General features: G+C 63.7%; 19 protein-coding genes and 1 tRNA gene. 11 read left to right on the top strand and 9 right to left on the bottom strand.

Translation table 11 applies throughout. The features are described from left to right. Nucleotides 1-190: 190 nt before the first annotated feature. From terL to AC2FMM_RS03145, 3 genes are read right to left on the bottom strand one after another with little or no spacing between them, the layout of a single operon-like run. Nucleotides 191-1,666, bottom strand: a complete 1,476-nt coding sequence (gene terL / locus AC2FMM_RS03155; protein WP_496795774.1) for a phage terminase large subunit — start codon at nt 1,664-1,666, stop codon at nt 191-193. After that, on the bottom strand, nt 1,653-2,084 hold the full coding sequence (locus AC2FMM_RS03150) for a DUF5681 domain-containing protein (RefSeq protein ID WP_496795773.1): 432 nt from the start codon (nt 2,082-2,084) through the stop codon (nt 1,653-1,655). The genes terL and AC2FMM_RS03150 overlap by 14 nt, the downstream gene beginning before the upstream one ends. Further along, a complete protein-coding gene (locus AC2FMM_RS03145) occupies nt 2,077-3,471 on the bottom strand; it encodes a site-specific DNA-methyltransferase (RefSeq protein ID WP_496795772.1) in 1,395 nt (464 codons plus the stop codon). The genes AC2FMM_RS03150 and AC2FMM_RS03145 overlap by 8 nt, the downstream gene beginning before the upstream one ends. 398 nt (nt 3,472-3,869) lie before the next feature. On the opposite strand from AC2FMM_RS03145, the gene AC2FMM_RS03140 reads away from it, so the two are divergent. From AC2FMM_RS03140 to AC2FMM_RS03130, 3 genes are read left to right on the top strand one after another with little or no spacing between them, the layout of a single operon-like run. Continuing rightward, complete coding sequence (locus tag AC2FMM_RS03140) at nt 3,870-4,100, top strand: DUF3489 domain-containing protein (protein WP_170404272.1); 231 nt, start codon at nt 3,870-3,872, stop codon at nt 4,098-4,100. Continuing rightward, on the top strand, nt 4,097-4,513 hold the full coding sequence (locus AC2FMM_RS03135; RefSeq protein WP_496742773.1) for a DUF2924 domain-containing protein: 417 nt from the start codon (nt 4,097-4,099) through the stop codon (nt 4,511-4,513). Before AC2FMM_RS03140 ends, AC2FMM_RS03135 begins: the two co-directional genes overlap by 4 nt. Next, nucleotides 4,510-6,189 carry a recombinase family protein gene (locus tag AC2FMM_RS03130; protein WP_496795771.1) on the top strand — a complete coding sequence of 560 codons (1,680 nt, stop codon included), beginning with the start codon at nt 4,510-4,512 and terminating at the stop codon, nt 6,187-6,189. Before AC2FMM_RS03135 ends, AC2FMM_RS03130 begins: the two co-directional genes overlap by 4 nt. Nucleotides 6,190-6,568: 379 nt before the next feature. Here the strand turns inward: AC2FMM_RS03130 and AC2FMM_RS03125 are convergent. After that, a tRNA-Ser gene (locus AC2FMM_RS03125) sits at nt 6,569-6,658 on the bottom strand. Between the two features lie 205 nt (nt 6,659-6,863). On the opposite strand from AC2FMM_RS03125, the gene AC2FMM_RS03120 reads away from it, so the two are divergent. From AC2FMM_RS03120 to AC2FMM_RS03085, 8 genes are read left to right on the top strand one after another with little or no spacing between them, the layout of a single operon-like run. Then, nucleotides 6,864-8,018, top strand: coding sequence for an SPOR domain-containing protein (locus AC2FMM_RS03120; RefSeq protein WP_496795770.1), 1,155 nt, complete (start codon nt 6,864-6,866; stop codon nt 8,016-8,018). Between the two features lie 15 nt (nt 8,019-8,033). Further along, on the top strand, nt 8,034-9,200 hold the full coding sequence (locus AC2FMM_RS03115) for a D-alanyl-D-alanine carboxypeptidase family protein (RefSeq protein WP_496795769.1): 1,167 nt from the start codon (nt 8,034-8,036) through the stop codon (nt 9,198-9,200). Continuing rightward, entirely contained in the window at nt 9,197-9,838 is a 642-nt protein-coding gene (gene tmk / locus AC2FMM_RS03110; RefSeq protein WP_496686178.1) for a dTMP kinase, read from the top strand. Before AC2FMM_RS03115 ends, tmk begins: the two co-directional genes overlap by 4 nt. After that, nucleotides 9,835-10,956: a DNA polymerase III subunit delta' gene (locus tag AC2FMM_RS03105; RefSeq protein WP_496795768.1), complete on the top strand. Its 1,122-nt coding sequence runs from the start codon at nt 9,835-9,837 to the stop codon at nt 10,954-10,956. The genes tmk and AC2FMM_RS03105 overlap by 4 nt, the downstream gene beginning before the upstream one ends. Continuing rightward, nucleotides 10,953-11,768: a TatD family hydrolase gene (locus tag AC2FMM_RS03100; protein ID WP_496795767.1), complete on the top strand. Its 816-nt coding sequence runs from the start codon at nt 10,953-10,955 to the stop codon at nt 11,766-11,768. The genes AC2FMM_RS03105 and AC2FMM_RS03100 overlap by 4 nt, the downstream gene beginning before the upstream one ends. Then, nucleotides 11,765-12,571, top strand: coding sequence for an MBL fold metallo-hydrolase (locus tag AC2FMM_RS03095; RefSeq protein ID WP_496742780.1), 807 nt, complete (start codon nt 11,765-11,767; stop codon nt 12,569-12,571). Before AC2FMM_RS03100 ends, AC2FMM_RS03095 begins: the two co-directional genes overlap by 4 nt. A 52-nt stretch (nt 12,572-12,623) precedes the next feature. Continuing rightward, nucleotides 12,624-13,556 (top strand): AEC family transporter, encoded by a 933-nt coding sequence (locus tag AC2FMM_RS03090; RefSeq protein WP_496795766.1) that lies wholly within the window; start codon nt 12,624-12,626, stop codon nt 13,554-13,556. 60 nt (nt 13,557-13,616) lie between these two features. Then, on the top strand, nt 13,617-14,312 hold the full coding sequence (locus AC2FMM_RS03085) for a CbiX/SirB N-terminal domain-containing protein (RefSeq protein WP_496795765.1): 696 nt from the start codon (nt 13,617-13,619) through the stop codon (nt 14,310-14,312). A 12-nt stretch (nt 14,313-14,324) separates the two neighbouring features. Here AC2FMM_RS03085 and AC2FMM_RS03080 read toward each other — a convergent pair whose 3' ends face one another. From AC2FMM_RS03080 to AC2FMM_RS03060, 5 genes are all read right to left on the bottom strand, one after another. Next, complete coding sequence (locus AC2FMM_RS03080) at nt 14,325-15,314, bottom strand: diguanylate cyclase domain-containing protein (protein WP_496795764.1); 990 nt, start codon at nt 15,312-15,314, stop codon at nt 14,325-14,327. Then, nucleotides 15,314-15,901: a heme NO-binding domain-containing protein gene (locus tag AC2FMM_RS03075; RefSeq protein ID WP_496795763.1), complete on the bottom strand. Its 588-nt coding sequence runs from the start codon at nt 15,899-15,901 to the stop codon at nt 15,314-15,316. Before AC2FMM_RS03075 ends, AC2FMM_RS03080 begins: the two co-directional genes overlap by 1 nt. A gap of 121 nt (nt 15,902-16,022) precedes the next feature. After that, nucleotides 16,023-17,582, bottom strand: coding sequence for a trimethylamine methyltransferase family protein (locus tag AC2FMM_RS03070; RefSeq protein ID WP_496795762.1), 1,560 nt, complete (start codon nt 17,580-17,582; stop codon nt 16,023-16,025). A gap of 122 nt (nt 17,583-17,704) precedes the next feature. Then, the gene (locus AC2FMM_RS03065) at nt 17,705-18,394 is read right to left on the bottom strand and encodes an HAD family hydrolase (RefSeq protein WP_496795761.1); all 690 of its coding nucleotides are present in this window, start codon (nt 18,392-18,394) and stop codon (nt 17,705-17,707) included. Between the two features lie 26 nt (nt 18,395-18,420). Next, nucleotides 18,421-18,705, bottom strand: coding sequence for a DUF3572 domain-containing protein (locus AC2FMM_RS03060; protein ID WP_496686154.1), 285 nt, complete (start codon nt 18,703-18,705; stop codon nt 18,421-18,423). Between the last annotated feature and the right edge of the window lie 10 nt (nt 18,706-18,715).

Genomic DNA, 18,715 nt, shown 5'->3' with positions numbered 1-18,715 from the left:
AGTCAATTGGTTCAGAGAATATCGGCCCTGAGAGACCGATCTCGGCCGCCTCACGCCGGGCAAAGTGAACAGCCCCATCCGCATAACCCTCTAAAACAACGGAAAAATCCGGCCGCAACCGGATGGGGAGAACGCTTTCTCGGGGGCAAGTGGCGGAACGGAAGGGATTCGAATTGTCGGGACGGCGGCGTTACCGCCGCCTCACGCGCGTTTGGTTCTGTTCACGCCGCGCGACGTTGATCGGGTGTTCCCGACCGAGGGCGCGATAGAAGCCGTTGCCCTTTGACCAGTTCAGGAACTGGCTGAAGCTGTCGACCTGGTCATCGTTCCGTCCGCGTGGGAAGGACTGCAGCTCGCGCTTGAAGGTTGCCAGCCAAGGGGAGTCTGCCGGCAGACACACCTTGCCCTCCTCCACCGGGGCACAGGCCGCGTTGAAGCGGATCTCCTTGTCCTTGTCGGGGGTCACCCGTTTGAAGCGCTTGTCATCCTGGAACAACTCCTGGAACAACGGCCGACCGGTCGCGGCATCCTCGATCAGAACCTTTTCAGGATCCCATTGCCCAACCAGGGCCAGCACCTTCGATTTCAGTTCGGGGTAGTCCAGTTGCCCGCGCCAGAGATCGAGCAGATGCCAGTGAGGCGGCAGGAACCCCCAGGTCGTGCAGACGGAATAGTCCGACCGCGGATCTGATGAGGTGCCGGTATCCCAACTCTGGACGACCAGGTGATAGTGGTGCCGCGGCAGGACCTCGTCAAAGGTGCCAAACCACTCCCAGCGCAGCGGAGATCCGTCTGGTGCGATCGGGTTCTGCTGGTACTGGCAGTTGAAGATCGCCGTGCCCATTTCACGGCGCATGCGATCGAGTGTCTCCCGGTCTAGCCTTTCCGGGAACAGCAGGTCCCCCGGCCTGCGCCGATGCACTTGCCCGCGCCCGATCGGTATGACCTCGTTTTCTTCCGCGATGGCCGGCAGGTTCAGGTGCCGGTAGGTGCCCTTGTCAAGGAGGTAGCCCGGTGGGTCCATCTCGTGCAGCCGCTGGGCGATCATCACCACCCTGCCCTCCGCCGGATTGTCGAAGCGAGACAGCAACGTGCCTTCGATGAACTCCTGCGCCCGGATCAGTTCCGCCTCGGAATTGGCGTCCCCGGCCTTCAGGAGATCATCGATGATGATGTAGTCGGCGCCATGGCCGGTCACCGAACTGCCGATGGACACCGCCTTGCGACTGCCGCCCGCGGTGGTGCGGATTTCTTCCACGGTATTGCCCTTTTTCGCCAGCCGAGTCCCGGGGAACATCTCGCGGTACCAGCGCGACGACATCACCCGCCGGCAATCCTCGGAATGCTTGCGGGCGAGATCAAGGCCATAGCTGGCCACGATGATCTTGGCGCCCGGATGGTGTCCCAGCAGAAAGGCCACGTAGGAAACCGCCACGGTTACGGATTTCAGGCAGCGGGGCGGAATGTTGATCACCAGCCGCTTGTTCTCGCCACTGCGCACTTCGTCCAGCGCATGGCACATCGCGCGCACATGCCAAGCCGGCTCAAACGTACCATTAGGCCCGTGATGGAGGGTGTCGAACACCCTCCACACGAACGGGAAGAAGTTGTCCCGGCAGAGATTGATGGCGGCCTGCCGAACCATGCGCGGTTCAGGTACCGTCATAATCATCCTCCTGGTCCTCGACATCCTCTTGACCCGCTTGCGGGGAGGAGAAGAAATCCCGGAGGATGTCATAGTCTACCGGCTCGGGCCTGCCCGAGAGACCAGCCTCAGTATCGTGAGCCTCGCTGTCGCCAAACAGGTCCGCATCAAGCTTCAGAAGGGCCAACAGCGCCTTCGAATCTCCCTTCAAGGCACTGGCCGCCAGCCGCTTGGCCATGGCTTCCGCCTTGGTGATCCGGATCTCGCGGTTGCCCTCGCGGACCGTGATTTTCGATTCAAGCTCCCGCTTGAGGCTGGCACCCAACCCCCTGGCACCTTTCGGCCGCCCTTTCGGATTGCCCGACTGGCCTTTCTTGAACCGCGTGTGTTTCGGCGGCTCGCCATATCCCACCTCGTGGTCCTTTTCGTCATCAGACATGGCGGACCTCCTTTTCCACGACGGCATTTGCCTGAGCAGCCCGGCCGTCAAAGGTCTCGCCGGTGACCGCATGCACGACATGTTCACCCGTCATCTCCTGCCAGCGACGGATGGCGACATCGACGTAAGCCGGGTCCAACTCGATCAGCCGCGCCCGGCGCCCGGTCTTCTCGGCCGCCAGCAACGTGGCGCCGGACCCGCCGAAGGCATCGAGCACCACGTCACCACGATGGCTCACATCCATGATCGCGTCCGCCACCAGCGCCGTCGGCTTGACCGTGGGGTGATCGGCCAAATCGGCCTCGCGCCCCTTGCCGAAGCTGTTGACCCCGGCATAGTCCCAGACATTGGTGCGGTTGCGGCCATGCTTGCCCAGCTCCACGTTGTTGATGTGCCGCGCACCCGGCTTCTTGAAGATGCAAACCATCTCGTGCTTGGAGCGGTAGAGGCTGCCCATGCCGCCATTGGTCTTGTTCCAGACGCAGAGATTGATGAGGTCGAGACCGCCGGCCTTACCCATTGCGATCAGGTCCTCGATGTGGCGCCAGTCCATGCAGACCATGGCGATGCCGCCTGCAGGCAGATTGGCCACGACATGGGTCAGGAACGTCTGGAGAAAGCTGCGGAACTCCGTGTCGGTCATCTCGCCCGAGGCCATGGCGAACTCGCGGTGGCTGCCATCCTTGCCCAAGCGCACATGCCCCTGCACCGGCACATTGTAGGGCGGGTCGGTGAAGACCATGCGCGGCACATCACCATCCAGCACAGAGGCATAGCCGTCCGCTTCCAATGCATTGCCGCAGAGGATGCGGTGATCCCCGAGCAGCCAGATGTCGCCGGGCCGGGTGATGGCGACTTGTGCCGGGTTCGGCTCTTCAACGGTTTCCGGCTGACGCGCATCCGTGTCACCGGCACCGCTGATGAGGAGGTCGATCTCCGCCACCTCGAAGCCGGTGATGTCGAGACCGAACTCCAGCTCGCCATCCAGGCTCAGGTCCATCAGCTCGGCAAACTCGATCTGCAGCGCCGCCTGGTTCCAGTCGGACAGTTCCGCGAGCCTATTGTCGGCGATGCGCAGGGCGCGCACCTCGGCCGGGCTCAGGTGACCGGCCACCACGGTCGGTACCGTGGTGAGGCCAAGCGCCTTCGCTGCCTCGAACCGGCCATGACCGGCAATGATCACGCCGTCGCCGTCGACCAGGATCGGGGTGACGAAGCCGAACTGTCGTACCGAGGCTTTCAGCTTGTCGATGCTCTTTACCGTGTGAACGCGATTGTTCTTGGCGTAAGGCTTGAGGTCTGCAATCGGCGTCTGCACAACCTTTTCGGCCATCCAGACAGGGGCGGTCGATGCTGCGGCATCGCGGGGTTGGGATTGGGTACGCATGCGCGCCTCCATTCATCTGGGCTGTCGCAACAGCCGGGGATCGAATGGACCGCTTCGGGGAATTCGGAGAGAGCACGAACAGCAACTCCCCGGATCCAGCGATCCGGTTCATTGCCTCTTTCGATGCTCCCTTTGGGCGCTCGGGCCCGGTGTGTGCTTCTGGCAGGATTTGAAGGTCCTGCGTGAGGCACACCGAATATAACCACCCAACCAGAAAGAATCAAGTTTTTGTTTTTTTCCAGTGCGTTAAGACACCCAAGATTCTTCGTTAGCGCCAGCGGATTCAGGCTGGACTACCGGTGCGAACCACGCATCACTGGTCCCACGCCCGACATGTTCGGGCTCACCTCGGTACCGGGGCACGGCATCCCGCCCCCCTGAACACGAAGAGACCAGACATGCCCAAAACCAAACACACCAAGACCGATAGGGTGCAAACCCTGCTTCGCCGCCCCGCAGGTGCCAGCCTCGCGGACATCTGCAAGGCCACCGGCTGGCAGCAACACTCGGCCCGGGCCGCCCTCAGCATGTTGCGCAAGAAAGGCGCAACGATCGAACGCCGAGCATCGGATAAACCGGGCGCGCCGGCCACTTACCACCTCGTTGCCGAGGCGGAGGCGCAGGCATGACCTTCCCAGCGGAAATTGCCGAGCTGGAAGCGATGGATCGGAAGGGCTTGCTGTTGCTCTGGCAGCAGCTGTTCGACCGCCCTGCCCCGGCAATGCTGAGCCAGCCCTTCCTACGCCGCTTCCTCGCCTTCGAACTGCAGGCCCGCCGTCACGGCGGGCTGTCCCGGAAGGTGACGGCCGCGCTGGACAAGGGGGCGGACCAAAAGCCACGGCCGACGCCCCCGGCCCTCAAACCCGGGGGACGCCTGCTGCGCGAATGGAACGGGGTGACCCATGTGGTCGATGTCACCGAGGACGGCTTTGCCTGGAACGGGCGGTCCTACCGCTCGCTTTCGGCCATCGCCCGCGAGATCACCGGGGCGCACTGGTCCGGCCCCCGTTTCTTCGGTCTCACTGGAAAGGGCGCCAGATGAGCCCGCGTCGCAAAGTCCGCTGCGCCATCTACACCCGCAAGTCCTCCGAGGACGGGCTGGACCAGGACTTCAACTCGCTGGATGCGCAACACGAGGCCTGCGCCGCCTATGTCTCTAGCCAGCGTCACGAGGGCTGGTCACTGCTGCCGCAGCGATACGACGATGGCGGCCTCTCCGGCGGCACGCTCGAACGCCCTGCCCTGCAGCGGCTTCTGGAAGAGATCGATGCCGGGCGCATCGACATGGTGGTGGTCTACAAGATCGACCGGTTGACCCGCTCACTCACCGACTTCGCCAAGCTCGTCGAGCGGCTCGAACAGGCCAACTGCTCCTTCGTCTCGGTGACGCAGTCCTTCAACACCTCGTCATCCATGGGTCGACTGACCCTGAACGTGCTGCTGTCCTTTGCCCAGTTCGAACGCGAGGTGACGGCCGAGCGCATCCGCGACAAGATCGCCGCCTCCAAGAAGAAAGGCCTCTGGATGGGCGGCAACCTGCCCTTGGGTTTCGACCGCCACCCTGATCCCAAAGCCCGCACGCTGGTGGTGAACCAGGAAGAGGCCAGCACCGTCCGGCGCCTCTTTGATCTCTACGCGGAACTGCGCTGCCTGCGCCGGGTGGCGGAGCGGGCCGCTGCCGAGGGATTGCGCTCGAAACGGGTTGTCCGAGCTGATGGCACCGTTAGGGGCAATCGCCTGCTGTCGCGCGGCCAGATCTACTACCTGCTGCGCAACCCGGTCTATCGCGGCCAGATCCGCCACAAGGACAAGCTCTGGCCCGGCCAGCACCCGGCGATCGTCGACGAGGACCTGTGGGAACGGGTGCAGGAGAGGATGCGGCAAGCCTCAAAACGGTCCCGCGCGCAACCCTCACCCGATACTCCATCCAGAGGGACGGCCCCCGGCGCCTGGCTGACCGGCAAGCTGCGAGATGACACCGGCGATTGGCTCACCCCGACCCACACCACCCGCAAGGGCCGACGGCTACGCTACTACGTCTCCAACAGGCTGATCTCCGGGGGCACGGATCCCACCGGTTGGCGATTGTCAGGACCAGCATTGGAGACGGCGGTTAGCAACATCGTGATCACACATCTGCAGGAGGCATCCGCATCGCACCGGATCCTCGCGCGGCCCGAGGCCGGGTCCGCATCTGTAATCAAGTCCGCGGTCGCAGAACTGGCCACCCGGCTCCGCGACACCGGCGGAACGATTTGCGCCGGCCTGCTTGCCTCTGGCACGCTCAAGCGCGGGCGGATCTGCCTCGACCTGGACGGCAAGGCCCTGGCAAGCGCGCTTGGCCATTCGCCAGACGATCTGAACCCGGACCTGCTCAGAATCGAAGCGCCTTTCGACCTGCGACGCCGCGGCGTCGAAGCCAAGATCATCGCCGGCGATGTGCAGCCTCACCCGGATCCGCATCTCCGCTCCATGCTGGTCCGCGCCCATGGCTGGGTCCGCAATCTGAAAAGTGGCGTCCAGCTGGTCAACATTGCGCGCGAGGAACAGGTGCCCGCCTCCTTCATCCGCACCCGCGCCCAACTCGCCTTCCTGTCGCCGAAGATCCACGCCGCGATTCTCGACGGCAGCCAGCCGCCGGAGCTTACCCTCAAGCGCCTGGTCAGCGTCACCCACCCGCTGGATTGGGCGGAGCAGGAGCGCATCTTCGGCTTCTGAAACTCTCCAAAATTCCGGCTTCCCTGATACCCGGTGTGACGTCCCTGTTCCGGCGCAGAACTTCCCTGTTACCGTGAAAAAATTTCCCTGTTCCACAGTTTAGGGAATTTGGGGCGTAAATCATTGATATCACGCCATTATCACAAAGACAAAATCAGGAAATTCCGCCAAAAATGCCGAAATTCGCTGTAAACTCCCTGTTATCAGGGAAAATCCGCCCAAAGCGACCCCGCGAAAATACGGAACTGAGACTGGCGTTAGAACCGTGGCCTAGTTGTGCTTGCTAGATCGTCTCTGATAGAAAACGGGTATGGTAAACCGCTGATGTCGCGGCAGAAATCCGGGGCAGAAAGTATCAATAGAGTGAGACGGGAATGGGTGGCGGGGAGACAGGGATTCGAACCCTGGGGACGCTCTCACGCCCAACGGTTTTCAAGACCGCCGCATTCGACCACTCTGCCACCTCCCCGGCGCAGGCAGCGGTCTAAGGCCAAGACCCGGCCGTGGCAAGCAAAAAGAGGGATTTCTTGCCGAGCCCGGTTCCTCTGTCTTTTCTTGCCGATACACGCGGGCTATGATCCGCGCGATATGGCTGCGGCATACTGGCAACAGAACCAGAGGGCGGCAGCTAGGACGGGGTCCGACCCGGCCATACAGGCAAGGGAACGCAAAACATGGAAACTGCGACACAGACACGCTTTGGCCGGTGGACGGCGGCTGTTGCGATAATGGCTTTGGTGGCGTTGAGCGGTTGTGATGAGGCGCTGCTGTCTGGCGGCCAGGCAAGCAAGCCGAAGCCCGATGGACAGCCCAACGGCGGAGCAACCGAGCTTCTTCCGGACATAGCAGGCCCCTCGCAACGCGACGTCGAAGCACCGGACGTTTTTCAGGTGACCGAGGCCGGCCTGTGGGACGGACGCCCGTCACTGGGTGGCGTCTGGGTGGCCCACCCCAACGTAGTCCAACCCGAACGGGTCAAAATCACAAATACGGCCAATGACAAGTCGGTTACGGGCGCGTTGTTCCGGCGCGAACGGAATCTGCCCGGTCCGGCGCTGCAGGTGTCCTCGGCGGCAGCCGAGAAACTCGGGTTGCTGGCTGGCGCGCCGGCGCGCCTGACCGTGGTGGCTCTGCGCCGCGAGGTGGTCGAACCCCCGGCACCCGAAGCGGAACCGGCTGAAGATGTCGCCGCGGACGCCGCAGACAGCGCAACCAAGGACGAGACGCCCGACAAGACCGACTCGGAGGCGACTACTGCGCCGGAAGAAAAACCCGCAAAGCGGAAATGGTGGCAAAAGAATAAATCCGACGAAACCGCCGCGACCGGTGCGGCAGCCGAAGTGGCGGCGGGCGCTGCGGCCGTTGCCGCGACGGCGCCCCAGCAGGCGCCCCCCGCCTCTGACGCGACCGCCGCCCTGGCCGACCCCGTCGTGACCCCGCCGGCCGAGAAACCGGCCAAGCGAAAATGGTGGCAGAAAAAGCCCAAGGATGAAATCACGGAGACCCCGCTGGACCCGATTGCCGGCGCAGCTGCCGCGATCGAGGCCTCCGAAGCCACACCAGCCAGCACCGGCTCGGAATCGGCCAGTTCAAACCTGACAAAACCCTTTGTGCAGATCGGGACGTTCAGCGAAGAGGCAAATGCCAAGGCCGCCGCTGACAAGGTCAGCAAGAACGGCCTGTCGGCACAGGTTCAACAAGTGAGTTCGGGCGACAAACAGGTCTGGCGGGTTCTCGTGGGTCCGGCTGCCACAAGGGCGGAACGCCGCGCAATCCTCGGCGACATGAAGGATCTCGGGTTCTCCGACGCCTTCATCGCCGCGAAATAGACAGGGAGGCCCAAGATGCCGACTTTGATTCGAACCCTCCTTCTTGCCATCGGCCTGATGCTGGCGGCGCTGCCCGCTCTGGCCTTCGACACCTCGGCGCGGGCGGCCTATGTGATGGACCAGACCACCGGGACGGTCCTGCTGGCCAAGAATGCCGACGAGCCGCTGCCGCCCGCGTCGATGTCCAAGCTGATGACGCTCTATGTGGCGTTCGAGGCGCTGCGCGACGGCCGCCTGACGTTGGATGAAAAGCTGCCGGTGTCGGAACACGCCATGAGCTATGGCGGGTCGACCATGTTCCTGAACACGCAGGACCGCGTCCGGGTCGAGGACCTGCTGCGGGGCATCATCGTGCTGTCGGGCAACGATGCCTGCGTCGTCATTGCCGAAGCGCTCAGCCCGGACGGAACAGAGGCGGGCTTTGCCCGCTACATGACCCAGCGCGCCAAACAACTTGGCATGACCAACTCGACCTTCGCCAACTCCAACGGCTGGCCCGCGGCCGGTCAAATGATGTCGGTCAAGGATCTGGCCATCCTGGCGGACCGCCTGATCACCGATTTCCCGGAATATTACCCGCTGTTCGCAGAGGAAACCTTTGAATTCGACGGGCGCGCACCGTCGAACGTCAATAACCGCAACCCGCTTCTCAAGCTCGACATCGGCGCTGACGGGCTGAAGACCGGCCACACGCAAGAGGCCGGCTATGGCCTTGTCGGATCGGCCCAGCAGGGCGACCGGCGAGTGATCTTCGTTCTGTCCGGGCTGGAAAGCACCGCCCGCCGCGCAGAGGAGGCCGAGGCCGTGGTTAACTGGTCGTTTCGAAATTTTGTCGAGAGGAAAGTTGCCACCGCCGAAACGCCGATAGCCCAGGCCAAGGTCTGGATGGGCGCCCAGAAGACCGTTGGCCTGGTGCCAGAGGGCGACCTGACCCTGCTGTTCCCGGTGCTGGGCGACCAGAACGTTCCGGCAGAAGTGGTCTATCAGGGGCCGGTAAACGCCCCGATCCGGAAAGGCCAGCAACTGGCCGAACTGGTGGTCAAGCCCGAAGGCCTGCCCGAGATCCGTCGCCCTCTTTATGCGTCCCAGGACGTACCGCTGGGCGGATTCGTGGTGCGTCTGATGGCAGTTGGCGGCATCGTGCTGAAGGATGTTATCAATTCCCCGCTGGAGTCGATGTGAGCGGGCGCGGGCTTTTCCTGACCTTCGAAGGGATCGACGGATCGGGCAAATCCACCCAGGCACGTCTGCTGGCGGAAGCCCTGCGCGCCGCAGGCCATGACGTGGTGCTGACCCGCGAACCCGGCGGCTCACCCGGCGCCGAGGAGATCCGTCGGCTGGTGCTTGAGGGCGATCCCGACCGCTGGTCGGCGGAAACCGAGATCCTGCTGTTCACCGCCGCACGCCGCGACCATCTGGAGCGTACCATCGAGCCGGCCCTGGCGGCAGGCAAGATTGTGATCTGCGATCGGTTCGCGGACAGCACCCGGATGTATCAGGGCCTGTCGCGCGGCGATCTGCGCGCGCTGGTGGACAAGTTGCACGCCCTGATGATCCGGCGCGAACCCGATCTGACCCTGCTGATCGACATGGACCCAGACACCGGCCTGGCCCGGGCCAAGGGCCGGCAGGGCGCCGAAGAACGGTTCGAGGATTTCGGTCCCGACCTGCAACGCCGGATGCGCGGGGGCTTTCTGGATCTTGCCAAAGAGTTTCCGAACCGCTTCCGCGTCATAGACGGCAACCGCGACGTCGACAGCGTGGCCCGCGACGTGGCGGACATCGTGCATCAGACCTTGCGCCCCCTGCAACAGACATGACCGACGACATTCTTCCCCCGGATCAGGTGCCCGGCGCGCCGCACCCGCGTCAGACGCAACAACTGTTCGGTCAGGACGCGGCCGAACGCGAATTCCTGTCGGCGTTCGCCTCGGGGCGGCTGCATCACGGCTGGCTTCTGACCGGGCCGCGTGGCGTGGGCAAGGCGACGCTGGCCTGGCGCATCGCCCGCTTCCTTCTGGCGACCCCTGCCTCGCAGGAGGACGGGCTGTTCGAAGCCCCTCCGGCTCCCACATCTTTGGACATCGCGCCCGATCATCCGGTGGCCCATCGCGTGCTAGCCGGGGCTGAACCCGGGCTTGCGGTCGTGACCCGCTCGGTGAACGAAAAGGACAAGATGCGCAACGAAATCGTGGTCGAGGATATCCGAAAGCTCGGCCGTTTTTTCGGGCTGTCCGCCGCCGATGGCGGGCGCCGTGTCGTGATCGTGGATACGGCCGACGACATGAATGCCAGTGCGGCGAACGCTCTGCTGAAGATGCTCGAAGAGCCGCCGGCCCGTACCACGCTGCTACTGGTCTCGCACCAGCCCTCGCGGCTGCTGCCGACGATCCGGTCGCGTTGCCGGACCCTGCGCCTGTCGCCGCTGTCGCCGTCGGACATGCAGGCGGCGCTGGCTCAGGCCGGTGCCGACCTGCCGCCCAACCCCGACCATCTGGCCGCCCTGGGGGCGGGCTCGGTCGGCGAGGCAGTCCGGCTGCTGAACCTGGGCGGGCTTGACATCTATGCCGAACTGATCGGCATTCTGGGCAGCCTCCCCCGGCTGGACCGGCAACGCGCTCTGGCCTTGGCCGAGGCTGCCGCGCAGCGCGGAGCGGCGGACCGGTTCGACCTGCTGCTGAACCTGATCGACATCGCGCTGTCGCGCCTGTCCCTGACCGGCGCAACCGGCGCACCCCCCAGCCCCGAGGCCGCACCGAACGAGTCGGAAACGCTCCGGCGGCTGTCGAATTCGCCGCGGATGGCCCGCCGGTGGGCCGAGGTTGCCGCGGCCGTATCCGCAAGGGCCCGTCACGGTCAGGCGGTGAACCTTGACCCTGCCGCTCTGGTCCTAGATACGGTGTTCAAGATACAGGACTCCGCCGGCCCGAGCAGATGAACGACACCAGCCCCCCACCCGCGATCACCGACAGTCACTGCCACCTGGACTTTCCCGACTTCGAGGGCCAGTTGGACGAGATCATCACGCGCGCGCGACAGGCCGGCGTGACCCGCATGGTCACGATCTGCACCCGCCTGCGCAACGAACCGGCCGTACGCGCCATCGCCGAGGCGCATGCCCCGGTATTCTATGCCGCCGGCACCCACCCCATGAGTGCCGCCGAAGAGCCGATGGCCACTGTCGACGAGCTGGTCGCACTGGCCGCGCACCCGAAATTCGTGGGCATCGGCGAAACCGGGCTGGACTATCACTATACCGCGGACAGCGCCGAAGTTCAGAAAAAGTCACTGCGCATCCATATCGAGGCCGCCCAGCGCACCGGTCTGCCGCTGATCATCCACGCCCGCGCAGCCGATTCCGACATGGCCGACATTCTGGGCGCCGAGTTTCGCAACGCGCCCTATTCCTGTGTGATGCATTGCTTTTCCTCCTCGGCCGAACTGGCCCAGGCGGCGCTGGATCTGGGGTTCTACCTGTCGATGTCGGGCATCGCGGCCTTTCCCAAAAGCCACGAACTGCGCGAAATCTTCGCCGCCGCGCCCATTGATCGAATTCTGGTAGAAACCGACGCCCCCTATCTTGCCCCGCCGCCGCATCGCGGCAAACGCAACGAACCGGCTTTCACCGCCCTTACCGCCCGCGTCGGCGCCGAACTTTTCGGGCTGGACTATGCCGAATTCGCGGCCCGCACCCAGGCCAATTTCGACCGCCTGTTCACCAAGGCCGCCGCCCACGAGGCCGCCGCATGACCACGCTGCGCTGCACGATCCTTGGTTGCGGCTCGTCCGGCGGGGTGCCGCGCCTCGGCGGACACTGGGGCGAATGCGATCCCGAAAACCCGCGCAACCGCCGCCGCCGTTGCTCGATGCTGGTCGAACGCGACGGGCCTGACGGCACCACATCGGTGTTGATCGATACCTCGCCCGACATGCGCAGCCAACTGCTGGATACCGGCACCGGGCGGCTGGACGGTGTGGTCTATACCCACTCGCACGCCGACCATGTGCATGGCATCGACGATCTGCGCATGATCGTGTTCAACATGCGCAGCCGAGTCCGGGTCTGGGCCGACGGCGACACGCAAAACGCGCTGCTGGGGCGGTTCGGCTATGCCTTCATCCAGCCCGAGGGGTCGCCGTACCCGCCGATCCTCGACCTCAAGACCATCGATGGCCCGTTCGCGGTTGACGGACCCGGCGGGCCGATCCCGTTCCGGCCCTTCAAGGTCAACCATGGCTCGATCGACGCGCTGGGGTTCAGGATCGGTGATCTGGCCTATCTGCCGGACGTGGCCGAGATCTATGACGACGCCTGGCCCGAGTTGGAAGGCCTGGACTGCCTGGTGATCGACGCTCTGCGCCGCAGCCCGCATCCGACCCATGCCCATCTGGACAAGACCCTGGGCTGGATCGAACAGTTGCAGCCCAAGCGGGCTATCCTGACCAACATGCACATCGATCTGGACTATGCCACGGTCGACAGGGAAACCCCCGACCATGTAACCCCCGCCCATGACGGATTGGTGATCGAACAGCCGTTGCCGGGCGCATGACCACCCCCGTCGCGACAGGCACGACGCAGAACGAACCGAGGCGAACCGTGAGATGCTGCAAAGCCTGATCGACGTCATTTTACCAGTCTTCCTGGTCATCGGCGCCGGATATGCTGCGACCCGCCTGGGCTATTTCAAGGAAAACCATGTCGACGGGTTGATGAAATTCACCCAAGGCTTTGCAATCCCGTGCCTGCTGTTTCTGGCCATCGCCCATCTGGACCTGAGCGCCAGCTTCGACCCACGATTGCTGGGCAGCTTCTATTCGGCCGCGGGTCTGTGCTTTGTCGCGGGCATGCTGGGCGCCCGGTTCATCTTCGGGCGAGACTGGGAAGACTGCGTGGCGATCGGCTTCTGCTGCCTGTTCTCGAACTCGGTCCTGCTGGGCCTGCCGATCACCGAGCGCGCCTATGGCGCGAACAACCTGACCGGTAACTATGCCATCATCGCCTTCCATTCGCCGTTCTGCTACTGCGTCGGCATCTCGGTCATGGAGTTCATCCGCAATCGCGGCCAAGGCGGCCTGCGTATGGTCCGGTCCGTCCTGTCGGCGATGTTCAAGAACGCCCTCATCCTGGGCATCACGCTTGGGTTCATCGTGAACCTGACGGGTCTGGCCATCCCGGCGGTCGTGGACGAGGCCCTGGGGTTGATCACTCGCGCTGCCCTGCCCGGCGCGCTGTTCGCGCTGGGCGGCGTGCTGGTCATGTATCGCCCCGAGGGCGATCTGCGGACCATCGGCTATGTCTGCTGCGTGTCGCTGATCCTGCATCCCAGCCTCGTCTGGCTGTTCGGAACTGCGACCGCCCTGCCGCAGGACCTGTTCCGCTCGGGCGTTCTGAACGCGGCGATGGCGCCGGGGTTCAACGCCTATATTTTTGCCAACATCTATGGGCGCGCAAAACGCGTCGCCGCCTCGTCCGTGCTGATAGGAACCGCGGCGTCGATCCTGACGGTCTGGATGTGGCTGGTGGTTTTGGGCTGAGGCCGGATTGACTTCGACGTCGCGCGCCGCACATAACCCCGAGCAAGACAGGAGACCGCAATGCTGAACGCCGTCATCGTCGCCCACGGGCAACCCTCGGATCCGGCTCCGGCCGAGGCGGCTTTGGCGCGGCTCGCCGACGAAATCGACCAGTTGACGGATCAGGTCCATGTAACCTCGGCCACGCTGGCCGCGCCGGGGGCGCTGGAGCGGGTTCTGGACGGCCTGACCGACGCAGTGGCGATCTATCCGCTGTTCATGGCGAAAGGCTGGTTCGTGACCAGCGCCCTGCCCAAACGTGTGGACGGCCGCGATGTGCGGATACTCGACCCGCTGGGAACCGACCCGGACTTGCCCCGGATCGTGGCCACGGCCCTGTCCGAGCAGTTGGACCAGCGCGGCTGGCGAGCGGCCGAGACGGACCTGGTGATCGCCGCACACGGGTCAGGCCGCAGCCGCAACCCGTCGGTTGTTGCCAACAGCTTTGCAGACAAACTGGCCGGTTTGATATCTTTCCAGTCGGTTCGAACGGGCTTTGTAGAAGAGGCGCCGTCGATATCCGAGGCTGCCCGCGGCACCCGCGAAACCACACTGTGCCTACCGTTCTTTGCCTGTACGGGCGGACATGTTCTGGACGATGTGCCGACCGAGCTGGCTCGCGCGGGTTTCCGCGGGCTGCAATTGCCGGTCGTGGGTGAGCTGGGTGCCGTCAAACACCGCATTGCCACGGTCTTGGAGGCCGAGGTCACGCGGTGAAACCGGTCGCGCTCAGTGCCCGGCCTTTTCCTGCTCGCAATAGAAGCGGTGACAGCCCCGGCCGCTGCGCTTGGCCTCGTACAGGGCCATATCCGCTGCGTTGAGAATGTTGGCCGGCGTCACCGACGGGATCTGCGCGCTGAGCGCGGTGCCGATACTTGCGGAAATAGCGCAGGTCTGGCCCTGATAGTCCATCGGCTGTTGAAGCCGTGAAATAAGCCGTTCCGCGATGCGCTGCAGGACGTCTCGGTCAGACAGACCACGGAAGATCAGTACGAACTCGTCCCCGCCGATGCGGGCCACCGTATCGTCGTTGCGGGTTTCTTCCAGCATGATGCGCGCGGCTTCGCTCAGTACATGGTCGCCGGCCGCATGCCCCAGTTCGTCATTCACGGCCTTGAAGAAATCGAGGTCCAGGTGCATCAGCGCAAAAGTCGCCTTGCTGGACACGAGATGTTCAAGAATGTGGTCCATTGCCCGTCGGTTTTTGAGACCGGTCAAGGTGTCGGTATAGGCCTGCTCCTCCGCCGCCAGCATTGCGCCTTGCAACCGCAGGTTCAGAGACCGTGACGCCTCCATAGCGGCCGATTTTGCCTCGACCAGGTAGAGCAGTTCGATCGCCAGATCGGTGCCCGAAAAGTCCGAACTTGTCAGCGCATAGTCGCGGACCGCGTCCAGGATCGAGATTCCGAATGACAGGTTGATGACCGCCCCGCCTGTCGGCAACGGCGAGACAAGGCCCTTGAGCGCCGTTCGCGGCTCGTCGCGAAATTTCACCGAAAGTTTCACACCTTCGCTTGCCATCAGGTCGCGGAACGACGTAATGGACCGGGGGCGAACCAGATCGAAAACGTCAAGGAAAGCGCGCCCCGGCATCGGCCGGTCAGAACGCAGCTTTTGCAGGGTCGGCCCAGCCTGGCGGATGGTTCCGTCGCCACCCAGCAGGACGAACATGGGGCACAGGGTTCCCAACAACACCCCCAGTTGATCGTGATCCAACATCAGCTTGGTGCCCCCAGATCGAAATTTCGGCCCTCGGCGAATGCGCTTTCGACAAGGGTCATGGACATGATGTCGATTCCCTTTTCATTCGTGCCAGTGCGCGTCAGAAACACCAGCGCGCCGTAGTCATCGGCCATCGCCCTTAAAAGGCCGGTCAGGACGCAGGAATAGCCGTCCAGCCCGGGCTGACAGTGCAGTTCGAACTCGTTGGGCGAACACTCGATCAATTCCAGAGCGGGCAGCGTCAGATCGGCCACCGCCAGGCGCACCCGATCCGACAGATCGTCCAGCGAGTGCAGGAATTCCACATAGGTGACGCCGCCAAACCGCAACAAACGCCGCAACCCCTCCATGTTGGGGTGAGACACGAGATAGGTGCCCAGATCCTCGAGAAATTCGTCGCGCGCACGCTTCAATTCGGCGCACAGCGCATCGAGCAGGCGATAGGACTTGTCGCGGTCATAGACCAGCATGGCCTCGAACTCGACGAAGCCAAGCTCGGCCACCGCGGTGGCACGCAGCCAGCACTCGCGCCCGTAGGTCGCACAGACAAACGACTGAATGGCCTTGTTTATCAATCCGTGCATGAACAGCCTCAGACTTGGTATGAGTCCGATCACAGCCCAGAAATCTTAACAAAGGTCGAATCCGCGCGTCCAAGTTTCTGCAAATGCAGAACAATCTCAACCTGATACGAATGCAGAGTGTTCAGAAATCCGTCGGCGCCCCGCCCTCGGCTTTGCGTCGGGCCACGAAATCGGCCAGCTCCTCGCGGATGGCCGCATCCATGGGGGGGGCTTCGAAACTGCCGATGATCTCCTTGAACAGCAGGTGCGCGCGCTCGGCGGTCCAGATGCCGCCGGCGGCCTCCCAGCCTTCATAGTTCTTCCAGTCACTCAGGAACGGCTGATAGAAGGCCGTGGTATAGCGGTCCTGCGTGTGCTGGATGCCAAAGAAGTGACCATCGTTGCCGACCGACCGGATCGCATCCAGTGCGATTTCATCCGGGCCCGTGGCGCACAGTTCGGGCTGCATGTAGCGCTGGATCTGCTGCAGGATCTCGCAATCCATGATGAACTTTTCGGGGCTGGCGATCAGTCCGCCCTCCAGCCAGCCGGCGGCGTGATAGACCATGTTGGTCCCCGACTGAACCGCTGCCCAAAGAGAATTGGAGGTCTCCCAGATCGCCTGCCCGTCCGGTACGTTGGCGGCGCATACCCCCGAAGACCGCAGAGGCAGCCCATAGAACCGCGCCATCTGGCCGGTCATCTGTGTCGCGCGCATGTATTCCGGCGTTCCAAAGGCCGGTGCCCCGGACTTCATGTCGACATTCGACGTGAAGGTGCCGATCACGCAAGGAATGCCGGGGCGAACATACTGGAACAGGGCGATCGCGCTGAGTGCCTCGGCCACCGACTGCGCCACCGCACCGGCCAGCGTGACCGGCGCCATTGCCCCGGCCAGCGTGAACGGCGTCACCACGATCGCCTGCCCCCGTCGCGCCAGCCGCAGGCAGCCGTCGATCATCGGGTGGTCATGTTTCAGGGGCGAGGTCGAGTTGATATTGGTGTACATCCGGGGCGTCGCCTCGAACGCCTCGTGGCTGAGGCCGCCGGCGATACGGACCATCTCCATCACGTCCTCGACCCGCTCCTTGCCCAGAGAGTAGGCGTGCATGGCCTTGTCGGTCAGCGTCAGCTTGTCGTACAGCACGTCCAGGTGTCGCACACTGGCGTGGATGTCCACTGGCTCGACCGGATAGCCGCCTGCGAAGTGGATGCAGTTGAAATACTGCGTCAGCTTCAACAGGTTCCGGCACATCTCGCGATTGCCGGGCACCTTCTTGCCGATTTCCATGTCCCAGTAGTTGGGCGGCGAGGAGACGTTTCCGAACAGCAGCCGTTTGCCGCCGATCTCGATTGTGTGGTCCGGGTTGCGTGGCGTGATTGTGAAGGTGGGCGGCGCCTTGCCGACCATCTCCATCACAAAGTCGCGGCCCATCCGCACGATATCGCCATCGACCGCGCAACCGGCCTGACGAAAGATCGCGATGGCCTCTTCGTTCAGAAACTGGATCCCGATTTCCTCGAGAATGCGCATCGCGCCGTCATGGATGGCTTCGACTCCCTCGGGCGGCAGCGGCTCAGTAGGGTGGTCGATATTGATCGGCGGATCCCACGGCATCTGGTCGATGACGGCGGCGCCCCTGCGGGCGACGGCACCTGCGCGCCCGCCGCTGCGGCGCCTCTGAGTCCTGGTGTCGGCCATGTGGTCCTCCGGCGATGGCTTTTCTCAAGCAAGCCCCGAAGTCGGCCGTTGAGCCGCTCTGTCTGCGACAGAGATGGTCGGTTTCAAATCATGAAACGCCGATTTTTTGGCGGCCATTCCGGTCAAATCCCCAGCCAGGCCGGAATGTGGCCGATATCCGGCAGAACCACATCGGCCAGAGGCGCCAGGTCCTGCGCCGAGGTCATGCCCGTCAGCACACCGATCGTCGTCATGCCGGCTGCCCGACCGGCCTGCATGTCGTGCAGGCTGTCACCAACCATGGCGGTCTGCGACGGCGCAACGCCGATATGTTCGGCAAAGGCCAGCAACTGGCCCGGAGCGGGCTTGAAGCCGTAGCCGCTGTCATAGCCCGCGACGAAGTCGAACAGATGATTGACCCCGACCGAAGCCAAGTGTTCCCGTGCAGGCATCTCGCCGTCATTAGTGGCAACCCCCAGCCTTTTGCCGGCCTGTTTCAGACCGCGCAGAAACGGGGCCAAGGCAACCGCCTCGACCTGCGTCGCGCATGCGGATTCGGCATTGAGCATCTCGATCAGACCGGCCCGCGACCATTCGGGCAGTTGCGAGGCCAGTACATCCACGATCTCGTCGATCGTACCCGCGACCACGATGCTGTCGGACGCGTAGGTACCGCGCACCGGATCAAATCCGATCGCCTCGCCCAACCGCGCGGCGCGCGCGTCGTCGCCGCCGCCCAGCCGCCGCAGAACAGCCGCGCCGAACGCGCCCCAAGTGGCCGCAAAGTCGAACAGAGTTCCGTCTTTGTCGAACACCAGGGCTTCGATCTGCATGTCGTTTTCTCCAGATTCAGGCCCGGTCACGTCCAGTGAATATCGGCCCCTCCCGCCAGGGCCGTCCGGGCCTGCGCCGGACTGTCATAGGGCACGGAATTGTCGTCACAGAACGCCATGACCCACGAATCGTCAAGCATCAGAAACTCGAGCACAGACATCAGGAATTCAGGCTCTGCGGCGCGGTCACGAAGATCTGTGATCGACGCCCCCGTCGAACCCAGAAAAACTGGCAGCAAATCGTCATTGCCGGCAAGCCAACCCAGCGCATTCAACGCCAGCGTCTCGGCATTTTCGAAGGATATCGTCATAAATCTCTCG

This window comes from Ruegeria sp. BHSC043 (assembly GCF_059612985.1).
Note: the sequence above shows the minus strand (reverse complement) of the source record. Positions and strands in the feature narration are given on the sequence as shown.

Bases quoted from the DNA above. Each gene is read 5' to 3' on its own strand.
- AC2FMM_RS03090 (WP_496795766.1), top strand. From the start codon at position 12,624: ATGCTGCAAAGCCTGATCGACGTCATTTTACCAGTCTTCCTGGTCATC.
- terL (WP_496795774.1), bottom strand. From the start codon at position 1,666: ATGACGGTACCTGAACCGCGCATGGTTCGGCAGGCCGCCATCAATCTC.
- AC2FMM_RS03135 (WP_496742773.1), top strand. From the start codon at position 4,097: ATGACCTTCCCAGCGGAAATTGCCGAGCTGGAAGCGATGGATCGGAAG.
- AC2FMM_RS03070 (WP_496795762.1), bottom strand. From the start codon at position 17,582: ATGGCCGACACCAGGACTCAGAGGCGCCGCAGCGGCGGGCGCGCAGGT.
- AC2FMM_RS03105 (WP_496795768.1), top strand. From the start codon at position 9,835: ATGACCGACGACATTCTTCCCCCGGATCAGGTGCCCGGCGCGCCGCAC.
- AC2FMM_RS03060 (WP_496686154.1), bottom strand. From the start codon at position 18,705: ATGACGATATCCTTCGAAAATGCCGAGACGCTGGCGTTGAATGCGCTG.
- AC2FMM_RS03085 (WP_496795765.1), top strand. From the start codon at position 13,617: ATGCTGAACGCCGTCATCGTCGCCCACGGGCAACCCTCGGATCCGGCT.
- AC2FMM_RS03140 (WP_170404272.1), top strand. From the start codon at position 3,870: ATGCCCAAAACCAAACACACCAAGACCGATAGGGTGCAAACCCTGCTT.
- AC2FMM_RS03075 (WP_496795763.1), bottom strand. From the start codon at position 15,901: ATGCACGGATTGATAAACAAGGCCATTCAGTCGTTTGTCTGTGCGACC.
- AC2FMM_RS03095 (WP_496742780.1), top strand. From the start codon at position 11,765: ATGACCACGCTGCGCTGCACGATCCTTGGTTGCGGCTCGTCCGGCGGG.
- AC2FMM_RS03115 (WP_496795769.1), top strand. From the start codon at position 8,034: ATGCCGACTTTGATTCGAACCCTCCTTCTTGCCATCGGCCTGATGCTG.
- AC2FMM_RS03130 (WP_496795771.1), top strand. From the start codon at position 4,510: ATGAGCCCGCGTCGCAAAGTCCGCTGCGCCATCTACACCCGCAAGTCC.
- AC2FMM_RS03145 (WP_496795772.1), bottom strand. From the start codon at position 3,471: ATGCGTACCCAATCCCAACCCCGCGATGCCGCAGCATCGACCGCCCCT.
- AC2FMM_RS03100 (WP_496795767.1), top strand. From the start codon at position 10,953: ATGAACGACACCAGCCCCCCACCCGCGATCACCGACAGTCACTGCCAC.
- AC2FMM_RS03065 (WP_496795761.1), bottom strand. From the start codon at position 18,394: ATGCAGATCGAAGCCCTGGTGTTCGACAAAGACGGAACTCTGTTCGAC.
- AC2FMM_RS03120 (WP_496795770.1), top strand. From the start codon at position 6,864: ATGGAAACTGCGACACAGACACGCTTTGGCCGGTGGACGGCGGCTGTT.
- AC2FMM_RS03080 (WP_496795764.1), bottom strand. From the start codon at position 15,314: ATGTTGGATCACGATCAACTGGGGGTGTTGTTGGGAACCCTGTGCCCC.
- AC2FMM_RS03150 (WP_496795773.1), bottom strand. From the start codon at position 2,084: ATGTCTGATGACGAAAAGGACCACGAGGTGGGATATGGCGAGCCGCCG.